The organism is Cupriavidus alkaliphilus (assembly GCF_014191175.1).
Classification (GTDB): Bacteria; Pseudomonadota; Gammaproteobacteria; order Burkholderiales; family Burkholderiaceae; genus Cupriavidus; species Cupriavidus alkaliphilus.
Window position 1 is genome coordinate 21,814 of the sequence record NZ_JACHWE010000011.1, and the last position, 21,929, is coordinate 43,742.

At 69.8% G+C, this 21,929-nt stretch carries 19 protein-coding genes; 5 read left to right on the forward strand and 14 right to left on the reverse strand.

What is annotated here, in order from left to right; all coding sequences use genetic code 11:
• Nucleotides 1-20: 20 nt before the first annotated feature.
• The 3 genes from FHX60_RS25790 to ptsP all read right to left on the reverse strand — a co-directional run bounded on the left by FHX60_RS25790 (nucleotide 21) and on the right by ptsP (nucleotide 5,654).
• Nucleotides 21-1,088: a porin gene (locus FHX60_RS25790; protein ID WP_183285038.1), complete on the reverse strand. Its 1,068-nt coding sequence runs from the start codon at nucleotides 1,086-1,088 to the stop codon at nucleotides 21-23.
• A 117-nt stretch (nucleotides 1,089-1,205) separates the two neighbouring features.
• Nucleotides 1,206-2,966, reverse strand: coding sequence for an N-acetylglucosamine-specific PTS transporter subunit IIBC (gene nagE, locus FHX60_RS25795; RefSeq protein WP_183285039.1), 1,761 nt, complete (start codon nucleotides 2,964-2,966; stop codon nucleotides 1,206-1,208).
• Between the two features lie 60 nt (nucleotides 2,967-3,026).
• Nucleotides 3,027-5,654 (reverse strand): phosphoenolpyruvate--protein phosphotransferase, encoded by a 2,628-nt coding sequence (gene ptsP / locus FHX60_RS25800; RefSeq protein ID WP_183285040.1) that lies wholly within the window; start codon nucleotides 5,652-5,654, stop codon nucleotides 3,027-3,029.
• A gap of 392 nt (nucleotides 5,655-6,046) precedes the next feature.
• Here ptsP and FHX60_RS25805 point away from each other — a divergent pair, with 392 nt between their 5' ends.
• Nucleotides 6,047-6,769 (forward strand): GntR family transcriptional regulator, encoded by a 723-nt coding sequence (locus FHX60_RS25805; RefSeq protein WP_112773866.1) that lies wholly within the window; start codon nucleotides 6,047-6,049, stop codon nucleotides 6,767-6,769.
• On the opposite strand, the gene FHX60_RS25810 is transcribed toward FHX60_RS25805, so the two are convergent.
• From FHX60_RS25810 to FHX60_RS25820, 3 genes are all read right to left on the reverse strand, one after another.
• Nucleotides 6,751-6,939 (reverse strand): hypothetical protein, encoded by a 189-nt coding sequence (locus FHX60_RS25810; protein ID WP_112773867.1) that lies wholly within the window; start codon nucleotides 6,937-6,939, stop codon nucleotides 6,751-6,753. The genes FHX60_RS25805 and FHX60_RS25810 overlap by 19 nt on opposite strands.
• Nucleotides 6,940-7,017: 78 nt before the next feature.
• A complete protein-coding gene (locus tag FHX60_RS25815; RefSeq protein WP_183285041.1) occupies nucleotides 7,018-7,659 on the reverse strand; it encodes a LysE family transporter in 642 nt (213 codons plus the stop codon).
• Nucleotides 7,660-7,742: 83 nt separating this feature from the next.
• On the reverse strand, nucleotides 7,743-8,345 hold the full coding sequence (locus FHX60_RS25820) for a hypothetical protein (protein WP_092307425.1): 603 nt from the start codon (nucleotides 8,343-8,345) through the stop codon (nucleotides 7,743-7,745).
• Between the two features lie 140 nt (nucleotides 8,346-8,485).
• Between FHX60_RS25820 and FHX60_RS25825 the strand changes: the two genes are divergently transcribed.
• The 3 genes from FHX60_RS25825 (at nucleotide 8,486) to FHX60_RS25835 (ending at nucleotide 11,934) form a co-directional block, all read left to right on the forward strand.
• On the forward strand, nucleotides 8,486-8,989 hold the full coding sequence (locus tag FHX60_RS25825; protein WP_183285042.1) for a thioredoxin fold domain-containing protein: 504 nt from the start codon (nucleotides 8,486-8,488) through the stop codon (nucleotides 8,987-8,989).
• 134 nt (nucleotides 8,990-9,123) lie between these two features.
• Entirely contained in the window at nucleotides 9,124-9,660 is a 537-nt protein-coding gene (locus FHX60_RS25830; protein WP_092307422.1) for a TlpA disulfide reductase family protein, read from the forward strand.
• 105 nt (nucleotides 9,661-9,765) lie between these two features.
• The gene (locus tag FHX60_RS25835) at nucleotides 9,766-11,934 is read left to right on the forward strand and encodes an ATP-dependent helicase (RefSeq protein WP_221210146.1); all 2,169 of its coding nucleotides are present in this window, start codon (nucleotides 9,766-9,768) and stop codon (nucleotides 11,932-11,934) included.
• A gap of 9 nt (nucleotides 11,935-11,943) precedes the next feature.
• On the opposite strand, the gene FHX60_RS25840 is transcribed toward FHX60_RS25835, so the two are convergent.
• The 8 genes from FHX60_RS25840 to FHX60_RS25875 all read right to left on the reverse strand — a co-directional run bounded on the left by FHX60_RS25840 (nucleotide 11,944) and on the right by FHX60_RS25875 (nucleotide 20,233).
• Nucleotides 11,944-13,389, reverse strand: coding sequence for an aldehyde dehydrogenase family protein (locus FHX60_RS25840; protein WP_112773871.1), 1,446 nt, complete (start codon nucleotides 13,387-13,389; stop codon nucleotides 11,944-11,946).
• Nucleotides 13,390-13,405: 16 nt separating this feature from the next.
• Nucleotides 13,406-14,971: a GMC family oxidoreductase gene (locus FHX60_RS25845; protein ID WP_183285044.1), complete on the reverse strand. Its 1,566-nt coding sequence runs from the start codon at nucleotides 14,969-14,971 to the stop codon at nucleotides 13,406-13,408.
• A 102-nt stretch (nucleotides 14,972-15,073) separates the two neighbouring features.
• Entirely contained in the window at nucleotides 15,074-16,012 is a 939-nt protein-coding gene (locus tag FHX60_RS25850) for a LysR family transcriptional regulator (protein ID WP_183285045.1), read from the reverse strand.
• A 41-nt stretch (nucleotides 16,013-16,053) separates the two neighbouring features.
• Nucleotides 16,054-17,250, reverse strand: coding sequence for a class I SAM-dependent rRNA methyltransferase (locus FHX60_RS25855; protein WP_183285046.1), 1,197 nt, complete (start codon nucleotides 17,248-17,250; stop codon nucleotides 16,054-16,056).
• A gap of 208 nt (nucleotides 17,251-17,458) precedes the next feature.
• Nucleotides 17,459-17,767, reverse strand: a complete 309-nt coding sequence (locus FHX60_RS25860) for a YbeD family protein (RefSeq protein ID WP_012351583.1) — start codon at nucleotides 17,765-17,767, stop codon at nucleotides 17,459-17,461.
• 61 nt (nucleotides 17,768-17,828) lie between these two features.
• Entirely contained in the window at nucleotides 17,829-19,028 is a 1,200-nt protein-coding gene (locus tag FHX60_RS25865; RefSeq protein WP_183285047.1) for a D-alanyl-D-alanine carboxypeptidase family protein, read from the reverse strand.
• Between the two features lie 63 nt (nucleotides 19,029-19,091).
• Nucleotides 19,092-19,745: an alpha/beta hydrolase gene (locus FHX60_RS25870; RefSeq protein ID WP_092307414.1), complete on the reverse strand. Its 654-nt coding sequence runs from the start codon at nucleotides 19,743-19,745 to the stop codon at nucleotides 19,092-19,094.
• 167 nt (nucleotides 19,746-19,912) lie between these two features.
• The gene (locus FHX60_RS25875; protein ID WP_012351580.1) at nucleotides 19,913-20,233 is read right to left on the reverse strand and encodes a (2Fe-2S) ferredoxin domain-containing protein; all 321 of its coding nucleotides are present in this window, start codon (nucleotides 20,231-20,233) and stop codon (nucleotides 19,913-19,915) included.
• A 390-nt stretch (nucleotides 20,234-20,623) separates the two neighbouring features.
• Between FHX60_RS25875 and FHX60_RS25880 the strand changes: the two genes are divergently transcribed.
• Nucleotides 20,624-21,925 carry a dicarboxylate/amino acid:cation symporter gene (locus FHX60_RS25880; RefSeq protein WP_092307412.1) on the forward strand — a complete coding sequence of 434 codons (1,302 nt, stop codon included), beginning with the start codon at nucleotides 20,624-20,626 and terminating at the stop codon, nucleotides 21,923-21,925.
• Nucleotides 21,926-21,929 lie beyond the last annotated feature (4 nt).

Consider the following 21,929-nt stretch of genomic DNA (forward strand, 5'->3'; position numbering starts at 1 on the left):
GCTGCCGCACCTGGCCACCGTCAGAACAGGTGGATGATGCCGGCATAGGCACCCTGCTGGTTCGCCCCCGCGCGCGGCATGGTGTCGGGCGAGGCCTGCACCGAGAACGTGGCGTTGCGCGAGTTGAACACCGAGGCGACGGTGCCATACAGCGAGGTGCGCTTCGACAAGTCATACTTTGCTCCCAGTGTGACAAGCGTGCCATGCCCGCCGCTTTGATTCAGGGTGGCGTAGTAGACGCCGGACAGCAGCGTCAGTGCCGGCAGCACGCGATAATTGGCGCCCACCCATGCCATCTGGCTGCGCGTGGCGGCATAAGGGTTCTCCGGCGTGGCCACGGTGCCGCCCGAGGACACGGTCAGGTTGTAGCCGGCGAACAGCCGCAGGTGGTTCAGCGCGTAGCTGCCGCCCAGCGTGTACTGGCGCGAGCTGGCGTACAGGTTGTCCATGCGGCCCTGGGCGTCGCGCAGCTCTTCATAGATGCCGGTCAGGTTCAGGTTGCCCTGTGCGTACTTGACGGCTGCGCTGAGCTGCCTGCCGCGATTGAAGCTGCCGGCCACGCCGTCGCTGCCCGCCTGCGCGCGCACGCTCAGCCCGCCCCACGCGGGCGAGTTGTAGGTCACGGCATTGGGACGCGATCCCCAGTTGCGGCCATAGACCAGCGTGGCCACCGAACTGGCCTGCAGGCCCATCGGGTCGATCGCACCGCTCTCGTCGTCGGTCAGGCTCATGGCCCTGCCCAGCAGCAGCGCGCCCCAATTGTCGCTGGCCAGGCCCACTTGCGCGCGGCGTCCGAACAGCGGCTCCGAGCGCCCGGTGCCGGAGGTGATCATGCCCTCCAGGTTGAACACCCCGCGCAGGCCGCCGCCGAGGTCCTCGGCGCCACGCAGGCCCCAGAAGCTGACGCCGTACTGGTTGCTGCCGAAGCGGAAGGTATCGGCGTCGCCGCCGTCTGGCCGGGCGATGCCGTTGACATAGTCGAGGCCAGCCACGGCGCGGCCGTACAGGGTGATGCCGGTGCCGGCGGCCTGGGCGCAGGCGCTTCCGGCCGACGCCGCGAGCAGCGTCGTCAATGCAATGCGTTTCACGATCAATGGCTCCTGGATAGGCAAGCGGTATCCACCGGCATGGCAGTCGTCGCTGCCGTGGTCGCGTTCCGGCCGATGGCGGGGTCGACCGCAGCCACACGGCTGCGGCGGCGGGGGTCAGTCAGGCCTGGCTTGCAGGGCGCGCTGCAGGGCGGCCGCGTGTGCGTCTGCCGCATGGCCGAAGGCGATATGCGCCGTGTCTTCGCCGATCCATAGCAGCGGGCTGCCGGCCAGGCGCTCGGCGCGCACTTGCGCGCGCTCGCGCACCGCCACGCGCAGCCGCGTCAGCGCCACCACGCTGACCGAGGCGATATTGGCGGCGCCGCCCAGCGCGTCGATCCACCAGTCGGTATCGAAGCCGCCCGCCGCGGTCGCTGAATCTGGCGCTGAATCTGGCGCTGAATCTGGCGCCAACCCAGGCGCTGAATCAGGCCCGGGCGCTGGCGCCTCCGTGGCAACCTCGGCAAGCGTGCCCGGCGCGGCCTGTTGCAGTACCGCGCGGATGTCGCCGGCGACCTGCTCGGCCTGCGGGCCGATCACCACCTGCACCACGTTGGGCGGGCGCCGGAGCACGCCGCGCACGCCCAGCGCCTTGAGCTGCGGCTCGGACACCGCGCCGACGTCGGCCACGTTCAGCCGCAGCCGCGTGGTGCACGCATCGATCGCGACCAGGTTGCCGGCACCGCCCAGTGCCTCGACATAGCGCTGCGCCACGCTGCCGGCGGCCGGCTGCACCGCGTTGCCGGCGGGCGCCGCGGGCACCACGCTGTCGCGGCCCGGCGTGGGCAGGTTGAAGCGGCGGATAAAGAAGCGGAACAGGCCGTAGTAGACCAGCGCATAGGCCAGCCCCAGCGCAAGCGCCAGCCAGCCGCGGCTGGACAGGCCATAGCCAAGCACGTAGTCGATCGCGCCCGCCGAGAAGGTGAAGCCCAGCCGGATCTCGAGCACATGGCACAGCGCCATCGACAGGCCGGTCATCAGCGCATGCAGTGCGTACAGCACCGGCGCCAGGAACATGAAGCTGAACTCGATCGGCTCGGTGATGCCGGTCAGGAACGAGGTCAGCGCCATCGAGAACAGCATGCCGCCCACCAGCGCGCGCCGCGCCGGCGGAGTCTCGTGGTACATCGCCAGGCAGGCCGCGGGCAGCCCGAACATCATCACCGGGAAGAAGCCGGTCATGAACAGGCCCGCGCCGGGATCGCCGGCAAAATAGCGGTGCAGGTCGCCCGCCACCGCCGCGCCGGTGGCCGGATCGGCATAGTTGCCGAACACGAACCAGGCCAGCGTATTGATCAGGTGGTGCAGCCCCGTCACCAGCAGCAGCCGGTTCAGCAGCCCGAACACGAACGCGCCGGCCGGGCCCGCGGTGGTCAGCCAGGCGCCGGCCACGTTGATGCCGGCCTGCACCGGCGCCCAGACATAGGCCAGCACGATGCCCAGCAGCAGGCAGGCCAGCGCGGTGACGATGGGCACGAAGCGCTTGCCGGCAAAGAACGCAAGATAGGGCGGCAGCGCAACGCCGCGGTAGCGGTTGTAGAGGCCGCCTGCGATCGCGCCGGCGATGATGCCGGCGAGCACGCCCATGTCGAGCGAGTTGTCGACGGTCTTCATCACCGTGGTCAGCACCAGGTAGCCGAGCGCGCCGGCCAGCGCCGCGGCGCCGTTGTGGTCACGCGCAAAGCCCACCGCCACGCCGATGGCGAACAGCAAGGCCAGGTTGGAAAAGACCGCATTGCCGGCCTGGGCCATCACCTCGATGCCGAACATGTCGGGCTGGCCCAGGCGCAGCAGCAGGCCGGCCACCGGCAGTACGGCAATCGGCAGCATCAGCGTGGCGCCCAGGCGCTGCACGCTGGGCAACAGGTCGATCTTCATTGGCGTCCCTCCTCGAAGCTGTGCGCGCATGGCGCTGGTGTGGTTAGCGTGGAACGGGGCTCACGCCGGCCAGTAGTGGCGGCACGCGTCGCGCACCGCCGCGGCGGAAGGCAGCTGCAGCAGTCCGGCCGCACGCTGCCGGCAGTCCGCGAGCGAAAGCGTGCGAACCCGCGCCTTGATGCCCGGCACCAGCCCGGCGTCGACCGACAACTCGGTCACGCCCAGCCCGAGCAGCACCGGCACGGCCAGCGGATCGCCCGCCAGCGCGCCGCACACGCCCACCCAGCGCCCATGGCGCGCCGCGCCCTCGGTGGTGGCGGCGATCATGCGCAGCACCGCGGGATGCAGCGCGTCCATGCGCGCCGCCAGTTCCGGCTGGCAGCGGTCCATGGCGAGCGTGTACTGGGTCAGGTCGTTGGTGCCGATCGAGAAGAAATCGGCGTGCTCGGCCAGTTGATCGGCAAGCAGCGCGGCGGCAGGCACTTCGATCATCACGCCGACCTCGATCTGCGCATCGGCATCCGCATCGTGGCCCGCAGCGGCCGCCAGCGCGCGAATGCGGGCGCGCCAGTGCAGCAGCTCGCCGACCTCGCTGACCATGGGCAGCAGGATGCGCAGCGGCGCCCTGGCGCGCACCGCCAGCAGGCCGCGCAGCTGCTCGTCCAGCAGTTGCGGGCGGACCTGCGCCAGGCGCACGCCGCGCAGGCCCAGCGCGGGGTTGTCCTCGGCGGGCAGGCGCAGCCAGGCGGCGTCCTTGTCGCCGCCGATATCGAGCGTGCGCACGATCGCGCTGCGGCCGCCCAGGGCCTCGGCGATGGCCTGGCAGGCAGCGGTGTGGTCGGCGGCGGCGGGCGCGGCGTCGCCATGCAGGAACAGCAGCTCGGTGCGCAGCAGGCCCACCGCATCGGCGCCGTGCGCCACCGCATTGCGCGCGTCGTCGACGCTGCCGATATTGGCGGCCACTTCTATGCGCACGCCATCGCGCGTAGTGGCCGCCGCGTGCGCGGCGTGCAGGTCAGCCTGGCGCCGCTGCGTGCGCAGCCTGACGGCGCTGGCGACGGCTGCCAGCAGGTGCGCGTCCGGGCTGGCATGCAGGCGCGCGTTGTCGCCGTCGACGATGACCGGCGTGCCGTCCGGCAGGCGCTCCAGCGCACTGCCCAGCGCCACCAGGCACGGGATGCCCAGCTGGCGCGCAATGATGGCGGCATGCGAGGTCGGGCCGCCGCGCACCATCGCCAGCGCGGCGACGCGGTCGCAGTCGAGCCCGGTGAGGTCGGAAGGCGTGAATTCGTCGGCGGCGAGCACCACGGGCTGGCCGTCGGCATCGGTGGGCATAACGGTGGGCATATCGACGGAGACGTCGGCGGCAGCATTGCCTGCCAGCGCACGCAGCACGCGCTTGCCCAGGTCCAGCAGGTCGGCGGCACGTTCGGCCGCGCGACGGTCGGCCATGGCTGACAGCACCGCGGCTTCGGCGCCGGTGGCCTCGCGCCATGCAAAGCCCGCGCTCTTGCCGGCGTCGATCAGGGTGTCGGCCGCGCCCAGCAGCGCCGGGTCTTCCAGCAGCGCGCGGTGCATGGCGAAGATGCCGGCCTCGGCGCGCGCCCCGCGCGCGCTGGCGGCTTCGCTGTCATGCGCCAGCCGCGCGTCGACCGCTGCCAGCGCGGCCCGCAGGGCGGCGCGTTCGGCCTCCATGCCCTGGCCGGCCTCGTGCGGCTCCGGCGTGGCCTCGCGCCACCAATGCAGCACGCCGATGGCGATGCCCGGGGCCGCGGCCACGCCGCCGATGCAGCCCGGCGGCAGCTCGCCGGACGTACCAGTCAATGCGGACGTCCCAACTGATGCCGGCGCCGCGCCGGCGGCAGGCGCGGCTTGCTCTTCGCCGGCCGCGGTGCGCTGCAGCTCCCGCGCCACGGCCTCCAAGGCGGCGCTGGCATCGCGCCCGCTGGCGACCAGTTCGACCGTGGCCCCTTCGCCTGCGGCCAGGGCCAGCAGTGCCACCAGGCTCGCCAGGCTGGCGTGGCGTCCGCCGTAGTGCAGCGCCACGGTGGCATCCAGGCCCTGCATGGCGGCGCGCGCGCGCGCGGCGGGCCGGGCATGGAGGCCGCCGGCACAGGCCAGCGTGACCGTGCGCCGCAGTGCGGCCGGGCCGGTGCCATCGGCCTGGCATGCCGGTGCCGCCGCGCCCGCGGAAGCTGCCGAAGCTGCCCCAGCCACCGCCCGCACCTTCAGCACCACGGTGCGGCCTGCCTCGGCCCGCAGCGCATCGGTACGCCCGGCGACGGTGAAGGCATTGCCGTTGGCAAGCGCCATCACCGTGACCAGGCTGCGCGCCTGCCGCGCGACACGGTCGAGGTCGAAGCGGATCAGCGCGTCGCCCTGGCGCACCGCGTCGCCCTGCGCCACGCAAGGCGCAAAGCCCTCGCCACGCAGCAACACGGTGTCGACGCCGACATGCACCAGCACCTGCGCCCCGCACGGCGCCTGCAGGGTCAGCGCATGGCCGGTCGCGGCCAGGTGCACGACGATGCCGTCGCAAGGCGCCACCACGGTATCGCTCAGCGGATCGATGCCCAAACCATCGCCGAACATGCCGTCGGCAAAGACCGGGTCCGGCACCGCCGCAAGGGGCAGCAGCACTCCGCTCAGCGGAGCGCGCAGCAACAGGGTTTCGCTCGTCTCAGCCATTCTGCTTCCAGAAGTCGCGTGGCCGCAGCGGAATGCAACGGCGCCAGAGTCAGGGAAAAGGTAAACGGCTCGCGACAATAAAAATACCAGTACAAACCACTACGCTGATCTTGTATCTAAGTGGTATTGATATGACGCGAGACGCGAGTATCACCCCGCAGCCGGGAGCAACAACTTGATCCAGCGCATAACTTACCGGTTATTAAGGAATTTCCTGGACGGGCTAGGCCATGTCCGAGTGCGGCCATGCGCCCAACCTATCCAATACCAATTGACGGAAAGCCTGCGCATGGCGAAGGCATCACGCGTGCCCCGCCATTCCCTGTCCAGGGCCGCGAAATGTCCTAAAGTGGTATCATCAACACCACACTTTGGTACCTACGAGGATTCGCATGGATCAACGGCTGCAGGCCATCCGGCCGGATGAAGCGGACGCCACGCCGATCTACCTGCAAGTGGCGCGCAAGCTGACTGCCGCCATCCAGGCCGGGCAATGGCGGGTGGGCGATGCGCTGCCGTCGGAGCGCACGCTGGTCGATTCGCTGGGGATTTCGCGCGTCACCGCAAGGCGCGCGCTGCAGGTGCTGGCCGAGGAAGGCACCATCACGCGCAGCCGTGGCGCGGGCACCTTTATCGCGCAGCGCGCCGAGCCCAAGCCGGCGCGGCTGGACAACTTCAGCGAACTGGCGCGCCGGCGCGGCATGACACCCGCCAGCGAGCTGGTGGCGTTTGAACGCCGCTGCGCCACGGCGCGGGAAGCGGCGGAACTGGCACTGCCCGAAGGCGATGAGATCGTCAGGCTGACCCGGCTGCGCAAGGCTGACGGGCAGATCTACTGGCTCGATGTGACCACGCTGGCGCTGGCCGTGCTGCCCGATGCCAGCGCCATCGGCGAATCGCTCTATGCCTACCTGGAACGGATCGGCAAACCGGTGCTGCACGTGACCGAAACCCTGGGCGCCGTCGTGGCCACCGTAGAGCTCGCGGCACGACTGGGTATCGAGCCAGGCGTGCCGCTGCTGCATATCCGCCGCACCGGCTACACCCATGGCGACAAGCCAGTCGAACTGACCGACGCGTACTGCCTGAACGATTTCTACGAGCTGAAGCAATAGCGCGCGGGAGCGCTGGCCACGGGCGGCTCCACGGGCGGCGGGGTCGGGTCCTCTTCTGGCGGCAATGGCAGGTCGGGGGGAACGCCCGGCGGCGCGGGCTCTTCCACCGGGGGCACGGTATGGCGCGGCTGCAGGCGCGCACCGGCGATGAGGTTCAGCGAGGCGGGCATGCGGGGTCTCCGTGGCGGGGTGTCCCTACTCATTGAAGCAAACCCCGCCGGCACACGCCAGGGTGGATCCCGCGCGGGTCAGGCGTGCTGGCGCCGCACGAAGAACAGCGCCGCGCCCACCGCCATCAGCACGCTGCCGAAAAACCGGTTCTGCCACAGCACCGCGCGCGCATTGCGGAACAGCCCCTGCATGCGCGAAGCCAGCAGCGCATAGCCATGCATCACCACCAGGTCGACGCCGCACATGGTGGCCGCCAGGATTGCCAGCTGCGGCGCCAGCGGCCGGTTCGGGTCGATGAACTGCGGCAGCACCGCGACCATGAAGATGATGCCCTTGGGGTTGGTCACATTGGTCAGCAAGCCGGTGGCAAAGCGCCGGCGCCGGCTCATCACGGCCACGCGCACCGGCCCGCCGCCCTGCGCCGGATCCGCTTCCACGCGGGCACGCCATTGCTGGATGCCGAGATAGATCAGGTACAACGCGCCGATGGTCTTGACCACCATGAAGGCCTGCTCCGAGGCCAGCAGCAGCGCGCCCAGCCCGCCGCCGGCCACCAGCAGCACGATCACCAGCCCGGCCTGCAGGCCGAAGATGGTGGTGGTGGTCCTGCGCAACCCGTACGACAGGCCATGGCTCATCGACAGCACCGCGCCCGATCCCGGCGACACGGCGATCACCCAGCATGCGGCGAAATAGGCTAACCAGACTTCCCAACGCATTTCGATTCTCCTTTGACTGCAACCATGCCGGGGCGGCGCATCGCCCCGCCGGCATCTGTACTTCGCTGAGGCGCCGCGGCGCCTCAGAGCGGGTGGAACCCGCCCAGGAACTGCTCCACCTGCTCGGCCTGGCGCGCATCGCGGGCGGCCTCGCCGGATTCCAGCACCACCGCCTGGAAGGCGCGCGTGCCCACCGCCACCAGGCGCGCGCTGAGCCGGCGTGGCGACTGGTCCTGCGGCGACACGCCGCTGGCCTGCAACTCCAGTCCGGCCAGCGGGCGGCCGGGCCGGTCCGCGCTCATGATGGTGACCGGCCGCGTGCGCGGTTCGCCCGACAGCGTGCCCAGGTTGGCCAGCAGGCCGGCCTGCATCGCCGCCAGGGCCTCGCGCCGCAGCGCCTCATCGTCGGCGGGCAGGGTCACCACGCCCACGGCGAAGAGGGTGTCGTCGATGCGCGCGGCCTCCATCGTCATCGGCAGCTTGCGCCCCGCAATGGTCACGTCGCGCGCGGCGCTGGTGGGCTTGCCGGGATAGAGCGCGGCGTAGCCACCCTCGCCCGACTGGATGGTGCGCCAGTCATAGCGCGGCGAACAGGCGCACAAGGCCAGCGCGAGCAGCGCGGCACAGCATGTCAGGGACCAGCGGGGCGCGGCAGCGGGGCTCAGCGGGGGCGGCACGGGACGCATGGGAAACGGGGCGGAAGCACGGGCTCGGGACGGCGCGCGCGGGCGCGATCGCCGGCGCGCGGAAACCGGTATTATCCCGGAAGCGGCGCGCCAGTGCTTGCCGCGCCGCTTGTCCCACCCGTGCCGCCCCGCGAACCGCCATGCCTGCCTCCCACCTCGCCCGAATTGCCGCCGCCCGCTCTCGCCGGCATTGGCTGGCCGCGGGCGCGCTGCTGGCCGCCATGGCCGGCGTGTCCGCCGCCCGCACGCCTCACCTGCCGCCGGCCACTGACCTCGCCGCTCACGGTGCCGAGGCCGCGCGCCGCGGCGAGCCGCTGGTGGTGCTGGTGTCGATGCCGGGCTGCGGCTATTGCGACGCGGTGCGCCGCAACTACCTGGGCCCGCAGGCCGCCGCCGGCGAGATCGCCGTGCGCGAGCTCGACATGACCGCCGACACGCCGCTGCGCGATGCCGACGGCAGCCAGACCACCGCGCGCGCCTGGGCGCGCGCGCACCAGGTCAGGGTGGCACCGACGGTGCTGTTCCTGGACCGCCAGGGCCGCGCCGCCGCCAGCCCGCTGCGCGGCATGCAGCCCGACTTCTACGGCGCCTACCTGGAACAGGCGCTGGCGCAGGCGCGCGCCGCCGTCGCCGCGCGCAAGTGACGGAAGGGTTCCAGCGCATGGCCGCAAGGCGGTACCGCACAGCACGCGAACGCCTGCCGCATTAGAATGTCCCACTGCTGACCGGCCCTGCCCGGTCCTCCCTGCACTAACGAAGCGGCTCCAGCCGGATTCCCATGACCACTACCCCCGCCTCCAAGACCTCCCGCAAGCCCTGGCCCATCGTCGCCGCCGTGGTGGTGCTGGCGCTGCTGGGCTGGTTCGGCTACCGCGCGCTGTCGCCGTCCGGTACCGCGCCGGCCGCCACCTTCACGCTGCTGTCCGGCGAAAAGGTCAACACCGCCGACCTCAAGGGCAAGGTCTACATGGTCAACTTCTGGGCCACCAGCTGCGCCACCTGCATCAAGGAGATGCCGGACATGGTCAAGACCTATGAACAGTTCAAGGGCAAGGGTCTGGAATTCGTCGCGGTGGCAATGAACTACGACCCGCCCATGTACGTGATGAACTTCGCCCAGACCCGCGGGCTGCCGTTCAAGGTGGCGATGGACAGCGACGGCAGCGCGGCCAAGGCCTTCGGCAATGTGGGCCTGACCCCGACCACCTTCGTGATCGACAAGGAAGGCCGCATCCTGAAACGCTATGTCGGCGAGCCCGAATGGGACGCGCTGCACAAGCTGCTCGACGGCGCGCTGGCCAAGTCAGCCGCATAACGCCCCGGTCCGGCGCTGCAAACAGACGATAAAAGGTGCTCATCGAGCACCTTTTTTTCTTTCCTGCCGCGATCCTGCGCGCGGCGGGTTGCGCGGGCGGGCTGTATGGATATACAGTTGGCGCCAGTCTCTTCCCAGCCCTTCCCGCCTGCCCCGCCCGTGACCCTGGACCTTGCCCCCGCCGCCGCAGCCGTAGCAGCCGAACCCACCGCATCTGACGCCGAAGCGCTCCCCGCCTACCTGTCCCGGCTCAACCCGGAGCAGCGCGCCGCGGTCGAGCACGGCAGCGAGGCGCCGCTGCTGATCATCGCCGGCGCCGGCTCGGGCAAGACCAATACGCTGGCGCACCGGGTCGCGCACCTGGTGCTGGGCGGCGCCGATCCGCGCCGCATCCTGCTGCTGACGTTCTCGCGCCGCGCCGCCGCCGAGATGGGCCGGCGCGTCGAGCGCATCGTCGACCAGGCGCTCGGGACCAGCACCGGCGCGGGGCGCGCCGCGCTGCAGTGGTCCGGCACCTTCCACGCCCTCGGCGCCCGGCTGCTGCGCGAATACGCGGAAACGCTGGGCCTGTCGCCCGCCTTCACCATCAGCGACCGCGGCGATGCCGCCGACCTGATGCACGTGGTGCGCCACGACCTGGGCCTGTCCGAGACCGCCAGCCGCTTCCCCAAGAAGGAAACCTGCCTGTCCATCTATTCGCGCGTGGTCAACACCCAGGCGCCGCTGGAGGATGTGCTCAGGCAGCAATTCCCGCGCTATGCGATGTGGGCCGACGCGCTGCGCACGCTGTTCGCCGGCTATGTCGAGGCCAAGCAGAAGCAGCACGTGCTGGACTACGACGACCTGCTGCTGTACTGGGCGCAGGCGATGGCCGAGCCCGCCATCGCGCAGGACATGGGCGCGCGCTTCGACCATATCCTGGTCGACGAATACCAGGACACCAACGCGCTGCAGGCGTCGATCCTGCTGGCGCTGCGGCCCGATGGCCGCGGCCTGACCGTGGTCGGCGACGACGCGCAGTCGATCTACGCCTTCCGCGGTGCCACCGTGCGCAATATCCTCGATTTCCCCGCGCAGTTCACGCCGCCGGCGCAGCAGGTCACGCTGTCGCAGAACTATCGCTCGACGCAGCCGATCCTGCAGGCCGCCAACGCGGTGATCGGGCTCGCCGCCGAGCGCTATACCAAGGACCTGTGGTCCGAGCGCCAGTCGGCCGAGAAACCGGGCGTGATCGTGGTCAACGATGAGGCCGACCAGGCCCGCTACGTGGTCGAGCAGGTGCTGGCACGGCGCGAGGCCGGCCTCGCGCTGATGGCGCAGGCGGTGCTGTTCCGCGCCGCCGACCATAGCGCGCAGGTGGAGATCGAGCTGGCGCGGCGCAATATCCCGTTCGTGAAGTTCGGCGGCCTCAAGTTCCTGGAATCGACCCACGTCAAGGACGTGCTGGCGGTGGTGCGCTGGCTGGAAAACCCGCGCGACCGCATGGCGGGCTTCCGCACCCTGCAGTTGCTGCCCGGCATCGGGCCCAAGACCGCGGCGCGCGTGCTCGATGCGCTGGCGCTGGCCACCGAGCCGCTGTTCTCGCTGGAAGCCTTCGAGCCGCCGCCGGCCGCCGCGCCCGCCTGGGCCGACCTGCTCGGGCTGGCGCGCGCGCTGATGGCGCCAGCCTCGCCGTGGCCGTCGGAATTCGAGCAGGTGCTGGCGTGGTACGCGCCGCATCTGGAGCGGCTGCACGACGACGCCGCCGCGCGCCAGGCCGACCTGCAGCAGCTGGAGCGCATCGCCGCCACCTACGGCGCGCGCGAGCGCTTCCTGACCGAGCTGACGCTGGATCCGCCCAGCGCCTCCGGCGACGAATCCGGCGTGCCCTTGCGCGACGAGGATTACCTGATCCTGTCGACCATCCATTCGGCCAAGGGGCAGGAGTGGAAGGCGGTGTACGTGCTCAACGCGGTCGACGGCTGCATGCCGAGCGACCTGGCCACGGGCACCACGGAAGAGATCGAGGAAGAGCGGCGGCTGCTGTATGTGGCGATGACGCGGGCCAGGGACCACCTCGATGTCATCGTGCCGCAGCGGTTTTATGTCCACCAGCAGGTGGGCTTCGGCGACCGGCATGTGTATGCGTCGCGCACGCGCTTCCTGCCGAACCGGGTGATGCCGAATTTCTACAGCCGCTCCTGGCCGCCGCCACCGATGCCGGGGGAAGGCAAGGCCAAGCCGGCGCTGGCGCCGGTGGACCTGGCCAGCCGGATGCGCAACATGTGGCGGTGAGCCGCCCCGCTACCCCGGCGCCAGCGCGATGTGCTTGTATTCGACGAAATGATCGATCGCGGCCACGCCGTTGAGCCGGCCCAGCCCCGACTGCTTGTAGCCGCCCTCCTCGAATTCATCGTAGACCGACGCCCAGTGGTTGATCCACACGGTGCCCGCCTCGAGCGCCCGCGCCATGCGCAGCGCGCGGTCGACGTCGCGCGTCCACACGCTGGCAGCCAGCCCATAATCGCTGTGGTTGGCCAGTGCCACGGCCTCGGCCTCGGTCTGGAAGACCTGCAGCGTCAGCACCGGGCCGAAGACCTCCTTCTGCACGATTTCCATGCCCGGGTCGTTCACCTCGAGCAGGGTCGGGCGGTAGAACGCGCCGCGCGCAAGCGGGCCTTCGGTGACCGGCCCGCCGCGCACCAGCACGTGCGCGCCGTCGGCAATCGCCGCCTCGACCATGCCGTTCACGCGCGCCACGCTGGCCTTGTCGATCAGCGGCCCCATCTGGCTGGCCGCCTCGGCGGCCGGTCCGACGCGTACCGCGGCCAGCCGTTCGGCCAGCCGCTGGCGCAGCGCGTCCGCCACGCCGCGCTGCACCAGCAGGCGCGAGCCGGTCATGCAGAACTGCCCGGCGAAGACCGTGAGCGCCTTCTCCAGCACCGGCAGCGCCGCGTCGAGGCTGGCATCGTCGAACACGATCATGGGCGTCTTGCCGCCCAGCTCGAGCCCGAACCGCTTCAGGTGGCGCGCGCCCGCGGCGCTGACGGCGCGGCCCGTGGCCGAGCTGCCGGTGAAGCTGATCACCGGCACGTGCGGCGATTCCACCAGCGAGCGCGAGCCTTCCTCGCCCGACTCGCTGAACAGGTTGACCACGCCGCGCGGCAATGACGGCGCGTGCGCCATGATGCGCGCCACCCGCGCATTGGTCAGCGCCGTCCGCCCCGGCATCTTGATCACCGCGGTGCAGCCCGCCGCCAGTGCCGGCGCCAGCGCGCGCACCATCAGCACCACCGGCGAATTCCACGGCACGATGATGCCGGCCACGCCTATCGGCTCGCGCAGCAGCAGCGACAGCCGCCCCGGCCTCGGCTCGGCGGCGCGGCCGTATTCGGCGACCGCGAGCCCGGCGTAGTAGCGCAGCTTGGCCGGCACCATGCCGACCTCGAACGCCGCCTCGGCGCGCACCTTGCCGTTTTCGGCGCAGAGCATGTCGATCAGCGTTTCGGCATGGCGCTCGAAGGCATCGGCCAGTTCATTGAGCACCCTGGCGCGCAAGGCGCGGTTGTGCCGCCACGCGGTAGGCTGCAGCGCGCGGCAGGCGGCGCCGATGGCCTGTTCGGCCTCGGCCCGGCCGGCATCGGCGTAGCGGCCGATGACGGCGGAGGTAGCGGGGTCGATGGCGTCGCGGTACAGGCCGGAGTCCACCCATTCGCCGTCGATCCAGTTCAGTGCCGTGGGCATGGTCATGTCGTGGGGGTCCTGTTCAGGCCAGGCGGCTGGCGATGCGCTCGGCCGTGGCAATGGTGGTGATGCTGGTCGCCACCGAAGGCACATCGGGGAAGATCGAGGCATCGACCACGCGCAGGCCCTGCACGCCGCGCACATTGCCCTCCAGGTCGACCACCGCCGCCGGATCGCCGGCCAGGCCCATCGGCGCGGTCGAGGTGGGATGGTGGCAGGTGTCGAGCGTGGCGCGCACCGCCTGCAGCACGGCTTCATCGCTGGCCGCCCGCGGGCCCGGGTTCAGTTCGGCGTGGATCAGGTCCGCCAGCGCCGCGCTGCGGCCCAGGCTGCGCGCCAGCCTGATGCCTTCCAGCAGGCGCTCGCAGTCCTGCTGCGCCGACAGCAAGTTCGGGTCGATCTTCGGCGCCACCGCCGGATCGCGGCTGGCCAGCCACAGCCGGCCGCGCGACTGCGGCCGCGTCAGCGCCACCGCCAGCACGAAGCCCACGCCAGTGGGACTCTGGGCGTACGGGAACAAAGGGGTGGCGGTGATGTGCAGGTCCAGTTCGCCGGGCGCGGCACCCCGGCTGCGGGTCCACAGCTTGGCGCCGGTCGACGGCGACTGCGCGCCGATACGATCCGGGCGGGCCGCGTAGGCGTTGTGGAAGAACGGGTGGCCCACCAGGTTGCGCCCCACCGGCGCGTCCTTCACCACCGGGATGCCGAGGTCGCGCAGGTGGTCGAACGGGCCCACGCCCGAGCGCAGCAGGATGGCGGCACTGCCGTAGCTGCCGGCCGACAGGATCACCTCGCCGGCATGAATCTGCTCGCCATCGGCCAGTTGCACGCCGATCGCGCGACGGCCGGCGAACAGCACCTTGTCGACCAGCACGTCGGCGCGGATGGCCAGGTTCGGGCTGGCGCGCACCTCGTCGGTCAGGTAGGCCATGCCGGGGTTCACGCGCACAGGGTCGGACACGTTCGTCGGATACGGGCCGACGCCGTCCGCATCGGCGTCGTCGAAGTCGGCAATCGCGCGGAAGCCGTTGGCCAGCGCCGCATCGATAAAGGCGCGCGGCATCGGCGCGAGGTCGGCACGGGCCGGCTGGCGCACCGGCAGCGGACCGCTGCGGCCGTGCAGCGCGTCGCTGCCGCCAGTGCGGTGCTCCAGCTTGCGGAAGAAGGGCAGCATCTCGTCGTAGCTCCAGCCTTCCAGGTTCCAGCGCCGGAAGTCCTCCGGGCGCGCACGCAGCGCCGCCGCGCCGTTGACCGCAGCGCTTGCGGCCGGCGCCGCGCTGTCGCCGCCGGCGATCGGTTCCGGACGGCCTTGCGGCGCATAGCCGTGCCCGGCTTCGAGCAGCAGCACCGTGCGCTGGCGCTGCTCGCTCAGCCGCCGTGCCATGACCGCGCCGGCCGAGCCGGCGCCAACCACGATCACGTCGACGGCGCGGGCCGGCCCGGCCGTGCGCGGCCGGTCGGCATCAGCGGCGTGGGCGAGACGGCCGAACGCGCCGCCGCAGGTGACGCCGGCGGCGGCCAGCGCCACGCCATGGCTGAAGAACTTGCGCAGGGAAGGCTTGGGCTTGCGATGCCGGGGGCGGGTCATGGTGTCTGTGCGGTGCGTTCCGGGCGATGCCCCGGTGCACACAGACTAGCCAGACCACGCGTTCCGAAACAGGCGGCGGATACAGAATCCGATGTTCGGGTTTTACGAACCGAGACCGGCGCTGGCGAGATGGTCAGCGATGGCCACTTCCCAGACCGCCGGCTGGCCGATCTGCTCGGCCAGGAAGTCCGCCAGCGCATGGATCTTGGGCGAGGCCCGGTGCGAGCGCCGGTACACCGCGGAAATCTGCCCGCCGGAGGGCTGGTAGCCGGGCAGCACGATGCGGAGTTCGCCGGCGGCGATGGCTGGCGCGGCCAGGAAGGCCGGCAGAATGGCCAGGCCCAGCCCGTCGCGGGCAGCCGCCAGCAGGTGATGGCCGCTGTCGGTACGCAGGCGGCCGTGGATGCGGAACGACTGCAGCTCGCCCTGCACCGGCAGTTGCCACATGCCGTGCGGCTCGCGATTGGAATAGAGCAGGCCCTGGTGGTGGCGCAGCTCGGTCGGGTGCGCGGGCGTGCCGTGCGCGGCCAGGTAGCCGGGGCTGGCGCAGATCAGGTGGCGGTTGGGCGCGATCGGGCGCGCCACCAGCGAGGAATCGGGCAGCTGGCCCATGCGGATGGCCAGGTCGAAGTTGCCCTCGTGCAGGTTGACGTAGCGGTCGTCGGTCTCCACATCCAGGCGCAGCTCGGGGTAGCGCAGCGAGAACGCCGACAGCATCGGCCCCAGGAATTGCACTGTGAAGGCCAGCGGCGCAGCCACCCGCAGCGAGCCGCGCAGGCTGGTATTGGCGCTCAGCACGGCGTCCTCGGCCTCGCCCACATCGGCCAGGATGCGCACGCAGTATTCGTGGAAGACCTGCCCCGCTTCGGTCGCCGCGGCACCGCGCCCGCGTTGCAGCAGCACGGCGCCGAGCCGTTGCTCCAGCATCTGCACACGCTCACTGATCACCGACTTGGTCGTGCCCAGCCGCCGTGCCGCCTCGGTAAAGCTGCCGGCATCGACCACGGCCACGAAGGCATGCATTTCAGAGAGTTTGTTCATGACTCGCGCCTGCCCGTCCGTGAATGCGTCGCCTGACTGGCCTACGCCACCTTTTCCAGCAGCAAGCCCTTCAGGTACTCCCCTTCCGGAAACGCCGCCAGCATCGGATGATCGGTGCCGGCCGACAAGCGCCGCAGGATGCGCGCATCCACCCGCGCATCGGTCACCGCGCCGGCCACGATCTTCTGGAACAGCTCCATGCTGATCGCCCCGGAGCACGAATACGTGAACAGCAGCCCGCCCGGGCGCAGCAGCTGCGTGCCGACCAGGTTGATTTCCTTGTAGGCGCGCGCGGCGCGGTCGATATGCTGTGCCGACGGCGCGAACTTGGGCGGGTCCAGCACGATCAGGTCGAACTGGCGGCCCTCGGCGCGGAATTCGCGCAGCATCTTGAACACGTCGGCGTCGAGCCAGGTCGCGCGTTCCGGATCGAAGCCGTTCAGCGTCACGTTGCCCGCGGCAATCTTCAGCGCCTCGCCCGACGAATCGATCGACGTCACCGATTTCGCCCCGCCGCGCAGCGCCGCCAGCGAGAAGCCGCCGGTATAGCAGAAGCAGTTCAGCACCTCGCGCCCTGCGGCGAGATCGCCCACCAGCTTGCGGTTGTCGCGCTGGTCGACATAGAAGCCGGTCTTGTGCCCGTTGCGCACGTCGACGTAATAGCGCACGCCGTGCTCGGTCACCGAGAGCGCCGGGTCGGGCTCGGCGCCGGCGAGCACGCCGGTGACCAGCTCCAGCCCCTCGCGCTGGCGCACCGCGGCGTCGGAGCGCTCATAGACGTTGGGACAGCCGGTCTCCTTGACCAGCGCCTGCACGATTGCGGTCTTCCAGTGTTCGACCCCGGCGGAATTGAACTGGCATACCAGCTGGCCCGAGGCGCCGTTGCCGTAGTAGTCGACGATCAGGCCGGGCAGCCGGTCCGATTCGCCGAAGATCAGCCGCACCGCGTCGCTGTCTTGCACCCACTGGCGCCGGTAGGCAATGGCCGCGGCCACGCGGCGCTTGAACAGGGCGTGGTCGACCGGCTCGTTCTCGTCGAAGGTCCACACGCGCGCGCGGATCTGCGATTCGGGGCTGTAGGCGGCCTTGGCCAGGAAGCGGCCGTCGGCGGCGCGCACGATCACGGTGGCGCCCGGCTCGCAGCGGCCTTCGGTGGTGGCAATGCCGGTGGCATAGATCCACGGGTGGCGGCGCAGCAGGGATTTTTCCTTGCCGGGTTTCAGGGTGATGGTGTTCATGTTGGTAAGGGAAAAAGCATGCCGCAGAGAGTGCCTTGCAATGCTGCAGCGGGCTCCCCTCTCCCGCCTGCGGAAGAGGGGTTGGGGGAGAGGGCGGGAGCTTCAACGAAGTGGCGCGTTTCGGTATGCCAGCGCCTGCCCTCTCCCCGGCCCCTCTCCCGCGCGTGGGAGAGGGGAGCAAACAGAGCGGGAAAGGAACGCCAGCGCCTTACAGCACCACCTTCACCATCGGATGCGATGTCAGCGCCCGGTACAGGTCATCGAGCTGCTCGCGGCTGGTGACCCATACCGTCACGGTCAGGCCCAGGTAGTTGCCCTTGCTCGACGGGCGCATTTCCATCTTGCCGGCGTGGAAGTCCGGATCGAACTCCTGCACCAGCGCGACGATGGCTTCGGCAAAGCCGTCCTGCATCGCGCCCATCACCTTGATCGGGAAGTGGCTCGGGTATTCGATCAGCGACTGCTCCGGCGGAATATCGCCGGGCTTGTTGCCGCTGCCTTGGTTGTCGGTCGTCATTTCGGATTCTCCGGCGCGAGGCCGGCGCGCCGCGGGGCGCACCGGCTCGCGCGCATTCAGCTCACTTGCGCTTGAACCACAGGCGGATGGTGTCCCACAGGCGGCCGAAGAAGCCGGCCTCGGGCACCTCTTCCAGCGCCACCACCGGGAATTCGGCCACCTTGTTGGTGCCGTCCATCAGCTTGACCATGCCCACCTGCTGCCCCGCCGAGATCGGCGCGATCAGCAGCTCCTGGCGCTCCAGCACCGGCTTCAGGCGCCCGCCGGTACCCTTGGGCACGGTGACGAAGGTCTCGTTCGGCACGCCGATCTTGACCGTGCCGCTCTTGCCCTTGTAGATGTCCGGCGTGGCCAGCACCTGGCCCTTGTCGTACAGGCGCAGCGTGTCGAAGAACTGGAAGCCGTAGTTGAGGATCTTCAGGCTTTCCTGGGTGCGCACCTGTTCGGTGGTGGTGCCGATCACGATCGAGATCAGGCGGCGCGAGCCGTCCGGCACGTTGGCCAGCGGCCGCTTGGCCGACGAGATCAGGCAATAGCCGGCGGACCTGGTGTGGCCGGTCTTGACGCCGTCGACGGTCGAGTCGATGTACAGCAGGCGGTTGCGGTTGGGCTGCCTGATCTTGTTATAGGTGAACTCCTTCTGCGAGTACATGCTGTAGTACTCGGGGAAGTCCTTGATCAGGCGCGTGGTCAGCGTCGCCAGGTCCACCGCGGTGGTGTAGTGGTTGGGGTCGGGGATGCCGTCGGTATTGGTGAAGTGGGTGTTCTTCATGCCCATGCGCTGGGCCTCGCGGTTCATCATCGCGACGAAGCCCTCTTCCGAGCCGCCGACGGCCTCGGCCAGCGCGAGCGCGGCGTCGTTGCCCGACTGCACGATCAGGCCCAGCAGCAGGTCCTGTACCGTGACCGGCTTGTTGGGCTCGATGAACATGCGCGACTCGTCGCTTTTGACCTTGAGCACCAGGTTGGTCGGCACCACCGCCTGGTCCAGCGTCAGGCGCTTTTCCTTGAGTGCCTCGAACGCCAGGTAGGCGGTCATCAGCTTGGTCAGCGAAGCCGGCTCGATGCGCGCATCGGCGTTCTGCGAGGCCAGGGCCTGGCCGCTGGTGACGTCATACAGCATCCACGACTTGGCTGCGACCTGCGGCATCGGCACGCCCTGCGCCAGCACGGCGGCGGGCGCGGCGGCCAGCACGACGGCGGCGGCGATGGCAGCGGGAGCAAAGGCGGAGCAAAGGCGTGTCGTGGCTCTATTCAGCATGTTTCTGTTTTCCGACAGTAAGAAGGTGGCGCGGGAAGGTTCCGAACTGGCGGCGTGCCGGCCTTACCGGTCCCACGCATTGACGACGAGCTGCTTGATCAGGTGCAGCTTGCGGTGAAAGAAATGGTCGGCGCCGGGGATCACGATCACCGGCAGCTCTTGCGGGCGCGCCCAGTCGAACACGCTGGCCAGCGGCACGGTGTCGTCCTGTTCGCCGTGGATCACGATGGTGTCGGCCGGCACCTGGGCGACTTCCCAGCGGCTGGCGGCGGTGCCCACCAGCACCAGGCGCTGCACGGGCGTGCCGGCCTCGGCCAGCCGCCGCGCCACATGGGTGCTGACGAAGCTGCCGAACGAGAACCCGCCCAGCGCCAGCGGCAGCGTCGCGGCCTGCGCCGACCACGCGGTCTGCTGGCGCATCCAGGCCACCACGGCGAGCAGGTCGTCCTGTTCGCCGATGCCGTTGTCATGCTCGCCGGCGGTCGCGCCGACGCCGCGGAAGTTGGGGCGCACGGTGGCATAGCCGAGCTGCACGAAGGCGCGCGCCAGCGTCTGCGCGACCTTGTTGTCCTTGGTGCCGCCGAACAGCGGATGCGGGTGCGCCACCAGCGCCAGGCCGCGCAGCGGGACCTCCGGCAGGTTCTGCGGCAGGTCTACCGAGAGCTCGATCGCACCGGCGGGACCGGCGATGGAAAGTACCTGGGTATGCGCGTTCATGATGGGCGGTCAGGGTGGCGGTCAAGCAAGCGCCCGGCGCAAAGCCCGGGCAAAAATGAAAAAACCGTCCGGCTGGCGGGCGGCGGGGCATGGCATTGGCAACAGTGGAACAGGGGTAAAGCAACAAGCCGGCATAGGCCGGCTTCGGTTCGTTCAGTGCGCCGCCATCAGCGGTCCACCATCAGCCGCTCGACCGGCTTGCCCTTGAGCAGGTGGCTGTCGATGATTTCATCGATGTCATGCTCGTCGACATAGGTGTACCAGATGGCCTCGGGGTAGACCACCAGCACCGGGCCGAGTTCACAGCGGTTCAGGCAGCCCGCCTTGTTGATGCGCACGCGGCCTTCGCCGCCGGCGATGCCCAGTTCCTTGCAGCGCTTCTTGGCGTATTCCTGCATGGCCTTGGCGTTGTAGTTGGCGCAGCAGTTCTCGCCGGCCTCGCGCTGGTTCAGGCAGAAAAAGACGTGGTGCTGGTAGTAGCTGCGCATGCGTACGGTGTGAAGACGGCCCCGGACGGCGGCACGGCCCGGACGGCATTGAACGGAAGCTTGGAATTATACGGCGTTGCGAGGGCGCGGCCGCGATCTGCGGCAGCTTTGCGCACACCGCCATGCACCCCGCGCCGCTGCCAGGTGGCGCCTCGCGCACCCCATGCCGACCCGCCATTCCGGATCCCCGGAGCCGCCCCGTCCGGGATTCCGGAATCCCGGAGGCCCGGCGCCCGCCCGCCGCCTGCCTTTCCTTGTGAATCAACCAGTTAGCAATACCGGTTGGACTGGCATGCCGGTTGCGAATTCCCGCCCCTGAACGCGCCGCAAGCGTGACGGCGCGCGCCCGCGCGGACCCGCCCGGGTACGGTCAACACCGAGGACGACATCATGAGGAAACCCTTCTACAAGATCCTGTACGTGCAGGTCCTGTTCGCCATCTGCATCGGCATCCTGCTCGGCCACTTCTGGCCCGACACCGGCGTCGCCATGAAGCCGCTGGGCGATGGCTTCATCAAGCTGATCAAGATGATCATCGGCCCGATCATCTTCTGTACCGTGGTCACCGGCATCGCCGGCATGAGCGACATGAAGAAGGTCGGCCGCGTCGGCGGCAAGGCGCTGCTGTACTTCGAGGTGGTGTCGACCTTCGCGCTGCTGATCGGGCTGGGCGCCGCGCATCTGCTTAAGCCGGGCGTGGGCTTCAACATCGACCCGGCCACGCTCGACACCAAGGCCATCGCCCAGTACGTGTCGAAGGCGCACGGCCAGAGCACGGTCGAGTTCCTGATGCACATCATCCCCGACACCGTGTTCAGCGCCTTCGCCAACGGCGACATCCTGCAGATCCTGCTGGTGTCGCTGTTCTTCGGCGCCGCGCTGGCCGTGCTGGGCGAGCGCGCCCGCATCGTGGTGCAGCTGATCGAGCAGGTCTCGAAGGTGTTCTTCCACATCGTCCACGTGATCACCAAGGTGGCCCCGATCGGCGCCTTCGGCGCGATGGCGTTCACCATCGGCAAGTACGGCCTGGGCTCGCTGGTGCCGCTGCTCAAGCTGATCGGCACCTTCTACTTCACCGCCATCGTGTTCGTGCTGGTGGTGCTGGGCACGATCGCGCGCATGACCGGCTTCAGCATCGTGCGCTTTATCTCGTACATCAAGGAAGAACTGCTGATCGTGCTCGGCACCAGCTCGTCCGAGGCGGCGCTGCCGCACATGATGGAAAAGCTGGAGAAGCTGGGCTGCTCCAAGTCGGTGGTGGGCCTGGTGGTGCCGACCGGCTACTCGTTCAACCTGGATGGCACCAACATCTACATGACCATGGCGGTGATCTTCATCGCGCAGGCCACCGGCATCGAGCTGACGCTGATGCAGCAGCTGACCATCCTGGCGGTGGCGATGATCACCTCCAAGGGCGCCAGCGGCGTGACCGGCTCGGGCTTCATCACGCTGGCGGCGACGCTGGCGGTGGTGCCGACCATCCCGGTGGCGGGCATGGTGCTGATCCTGGGCATCGACCGCTTCATGAGCGAGTGCCGCGCGCTGACCAACATCATCGGCAACGGCGTGGCCACGGTGGTGGTGTCGGCGTGGGAACGCGAGCTGGATCGCAAGCGCCTGGCGCGCGTGCTGCAGCACGGCGCCGGCGACGATGCCGATACGCTTGGCGAAGCCGGCCAGCGCGCCGCCTGAAACG

Excerpts from the sequence above, each read along its gene's own strand:
- nagE (WP_183285039.1), bottom strand. The coding sequence starts at position 2,966 with ATGAAGATCGACCTGTTGCCCAGCGTGCAGCGCCTGGGCGCCACGCTG.
- ptsP (WP_183285040.1), bottom strand. The coding sequence starts at position 5,654 with ATGGCTGAGACGAGCGAAACCCTGTTGCTGCGCGCTCCGCTGAGCGGA.
- FHX60_RS25805 (WP_112773866.1), top strand. The coding sequence starts at position 6,047 with ATGGATCAACGGCTGCAGGCCATCCGGCCGGATGAAGCGGACGCCACG.
- FHX60_RS25810 (WP_112773867.1), bottom strand. The coding sequence starts at position 6,939 with ATGCCCGCCTCGCTGAACCTCATCGCCGGTGCGCGCCTGCAGCCGCGC.
- FHX60_RS25815 (WP_183285041.1), bottom strand. The coding sequence starts at position 7,659 with ATGCGTTGGGAAGTCTGGTTAGCCTATTTCGCCGCATGCTGGGTGATC.
- FHX60_RS25820 (WP_092307425.1), bottom strand. The coding sequence starts at position 8,345 with ATGCGTCCCGTGCCGCCCCCGCTGAGCCCCGCTGCCGCGCCCCGCTGG.
- FHX60_RS25825 (WP_183285042.1), top strand. The coding sequence starts at position 8,486 with ATGCCTGCCTCCCACCTCGCCCGAATTGCCGCCGCCCGCTCTCGCCGG.
- FHX60_RS25830 (WP_092307422.1), top strand. The coding sequence starts at position 9,124 with ATGACCACTACCCCCGCCTCCAAGACCTCCCGCAAGCCCTGGCCCATC.
- FHX60_RS25835 (WP_221210146.1), top strand. The coding sequence starts at position 9,766 with ATGGATATACAGTTGGCGCCAGTCTCTTCCCAGCCCTTCCCGCCTGCC.
- FHX60_RS25840 (WP_112773871.1), bottom strand. The coding sequence starts at position 13,389 with ATGACCATGCCCACGGCACTGAACTGGATCGACGGCGAATGGGTGGAC.
- FHX60_RS25845 (WP_183285044.1), bottom strand. The coding sequence starts at position 14,971 with ATGACCCGCCCCCGGCATCGCAAGCCCAAGCCTTCCCTGCGCAAGTTC.
- FHX60_RS25850 (WP_183285045.1), bottom strand. The coding sequence starts at position 16,012 with ATGAACAAACTCTCTGAAATGCATGCCTTCGTGGCCGTGGTCGATGCC.
- FHX60_RS25855 (WP_183285046.1), bottom strand. The coding sequence starts at position 17,250 with ATGAACACCATCACCCTGAAACCCGGCAAGGAAAAATCCCTGCTGCGC.
- FHX60_RS25860 (WP_012351583.1), bottom strand. The coding sequence starts at position 17,767 with ATGACGACCGACAACCAAGGCAGCGGCAACAAGCCCGGCGATATTCCG.
- FHX60_RS25865 (WP_183285047.1), bottom strand. The coding sequence starts at position 19,028 with ATGCTGAATAGAGCCACGACACGCCTTTGCTCCGCCTTTGCTCCCGCT.
- FHX60_RS25870 (WP_092307414.1), bottom strand. The coding sequence starts at position 19,745 with ATGAACGCGCATACCCAGGTACTTTCCATCGCCGGTCCCGCCGGTGCG.
- FHX60_RS25875 (WP_012351580.1), bottom strand. The coding sequence starts at position 20,233 with ATGCGCAGCTACTACCAGCACCACGTCTTTTTCTGCCTGAACCAGCGC.
- FHX60_RS25880 (WP_092307412.1), top strand. The coding sequence starts at position 20,624 with ATGAGGAAACCCTTCTACAAGATCCTGTACGTGCAGGTCCTGTTCGCC.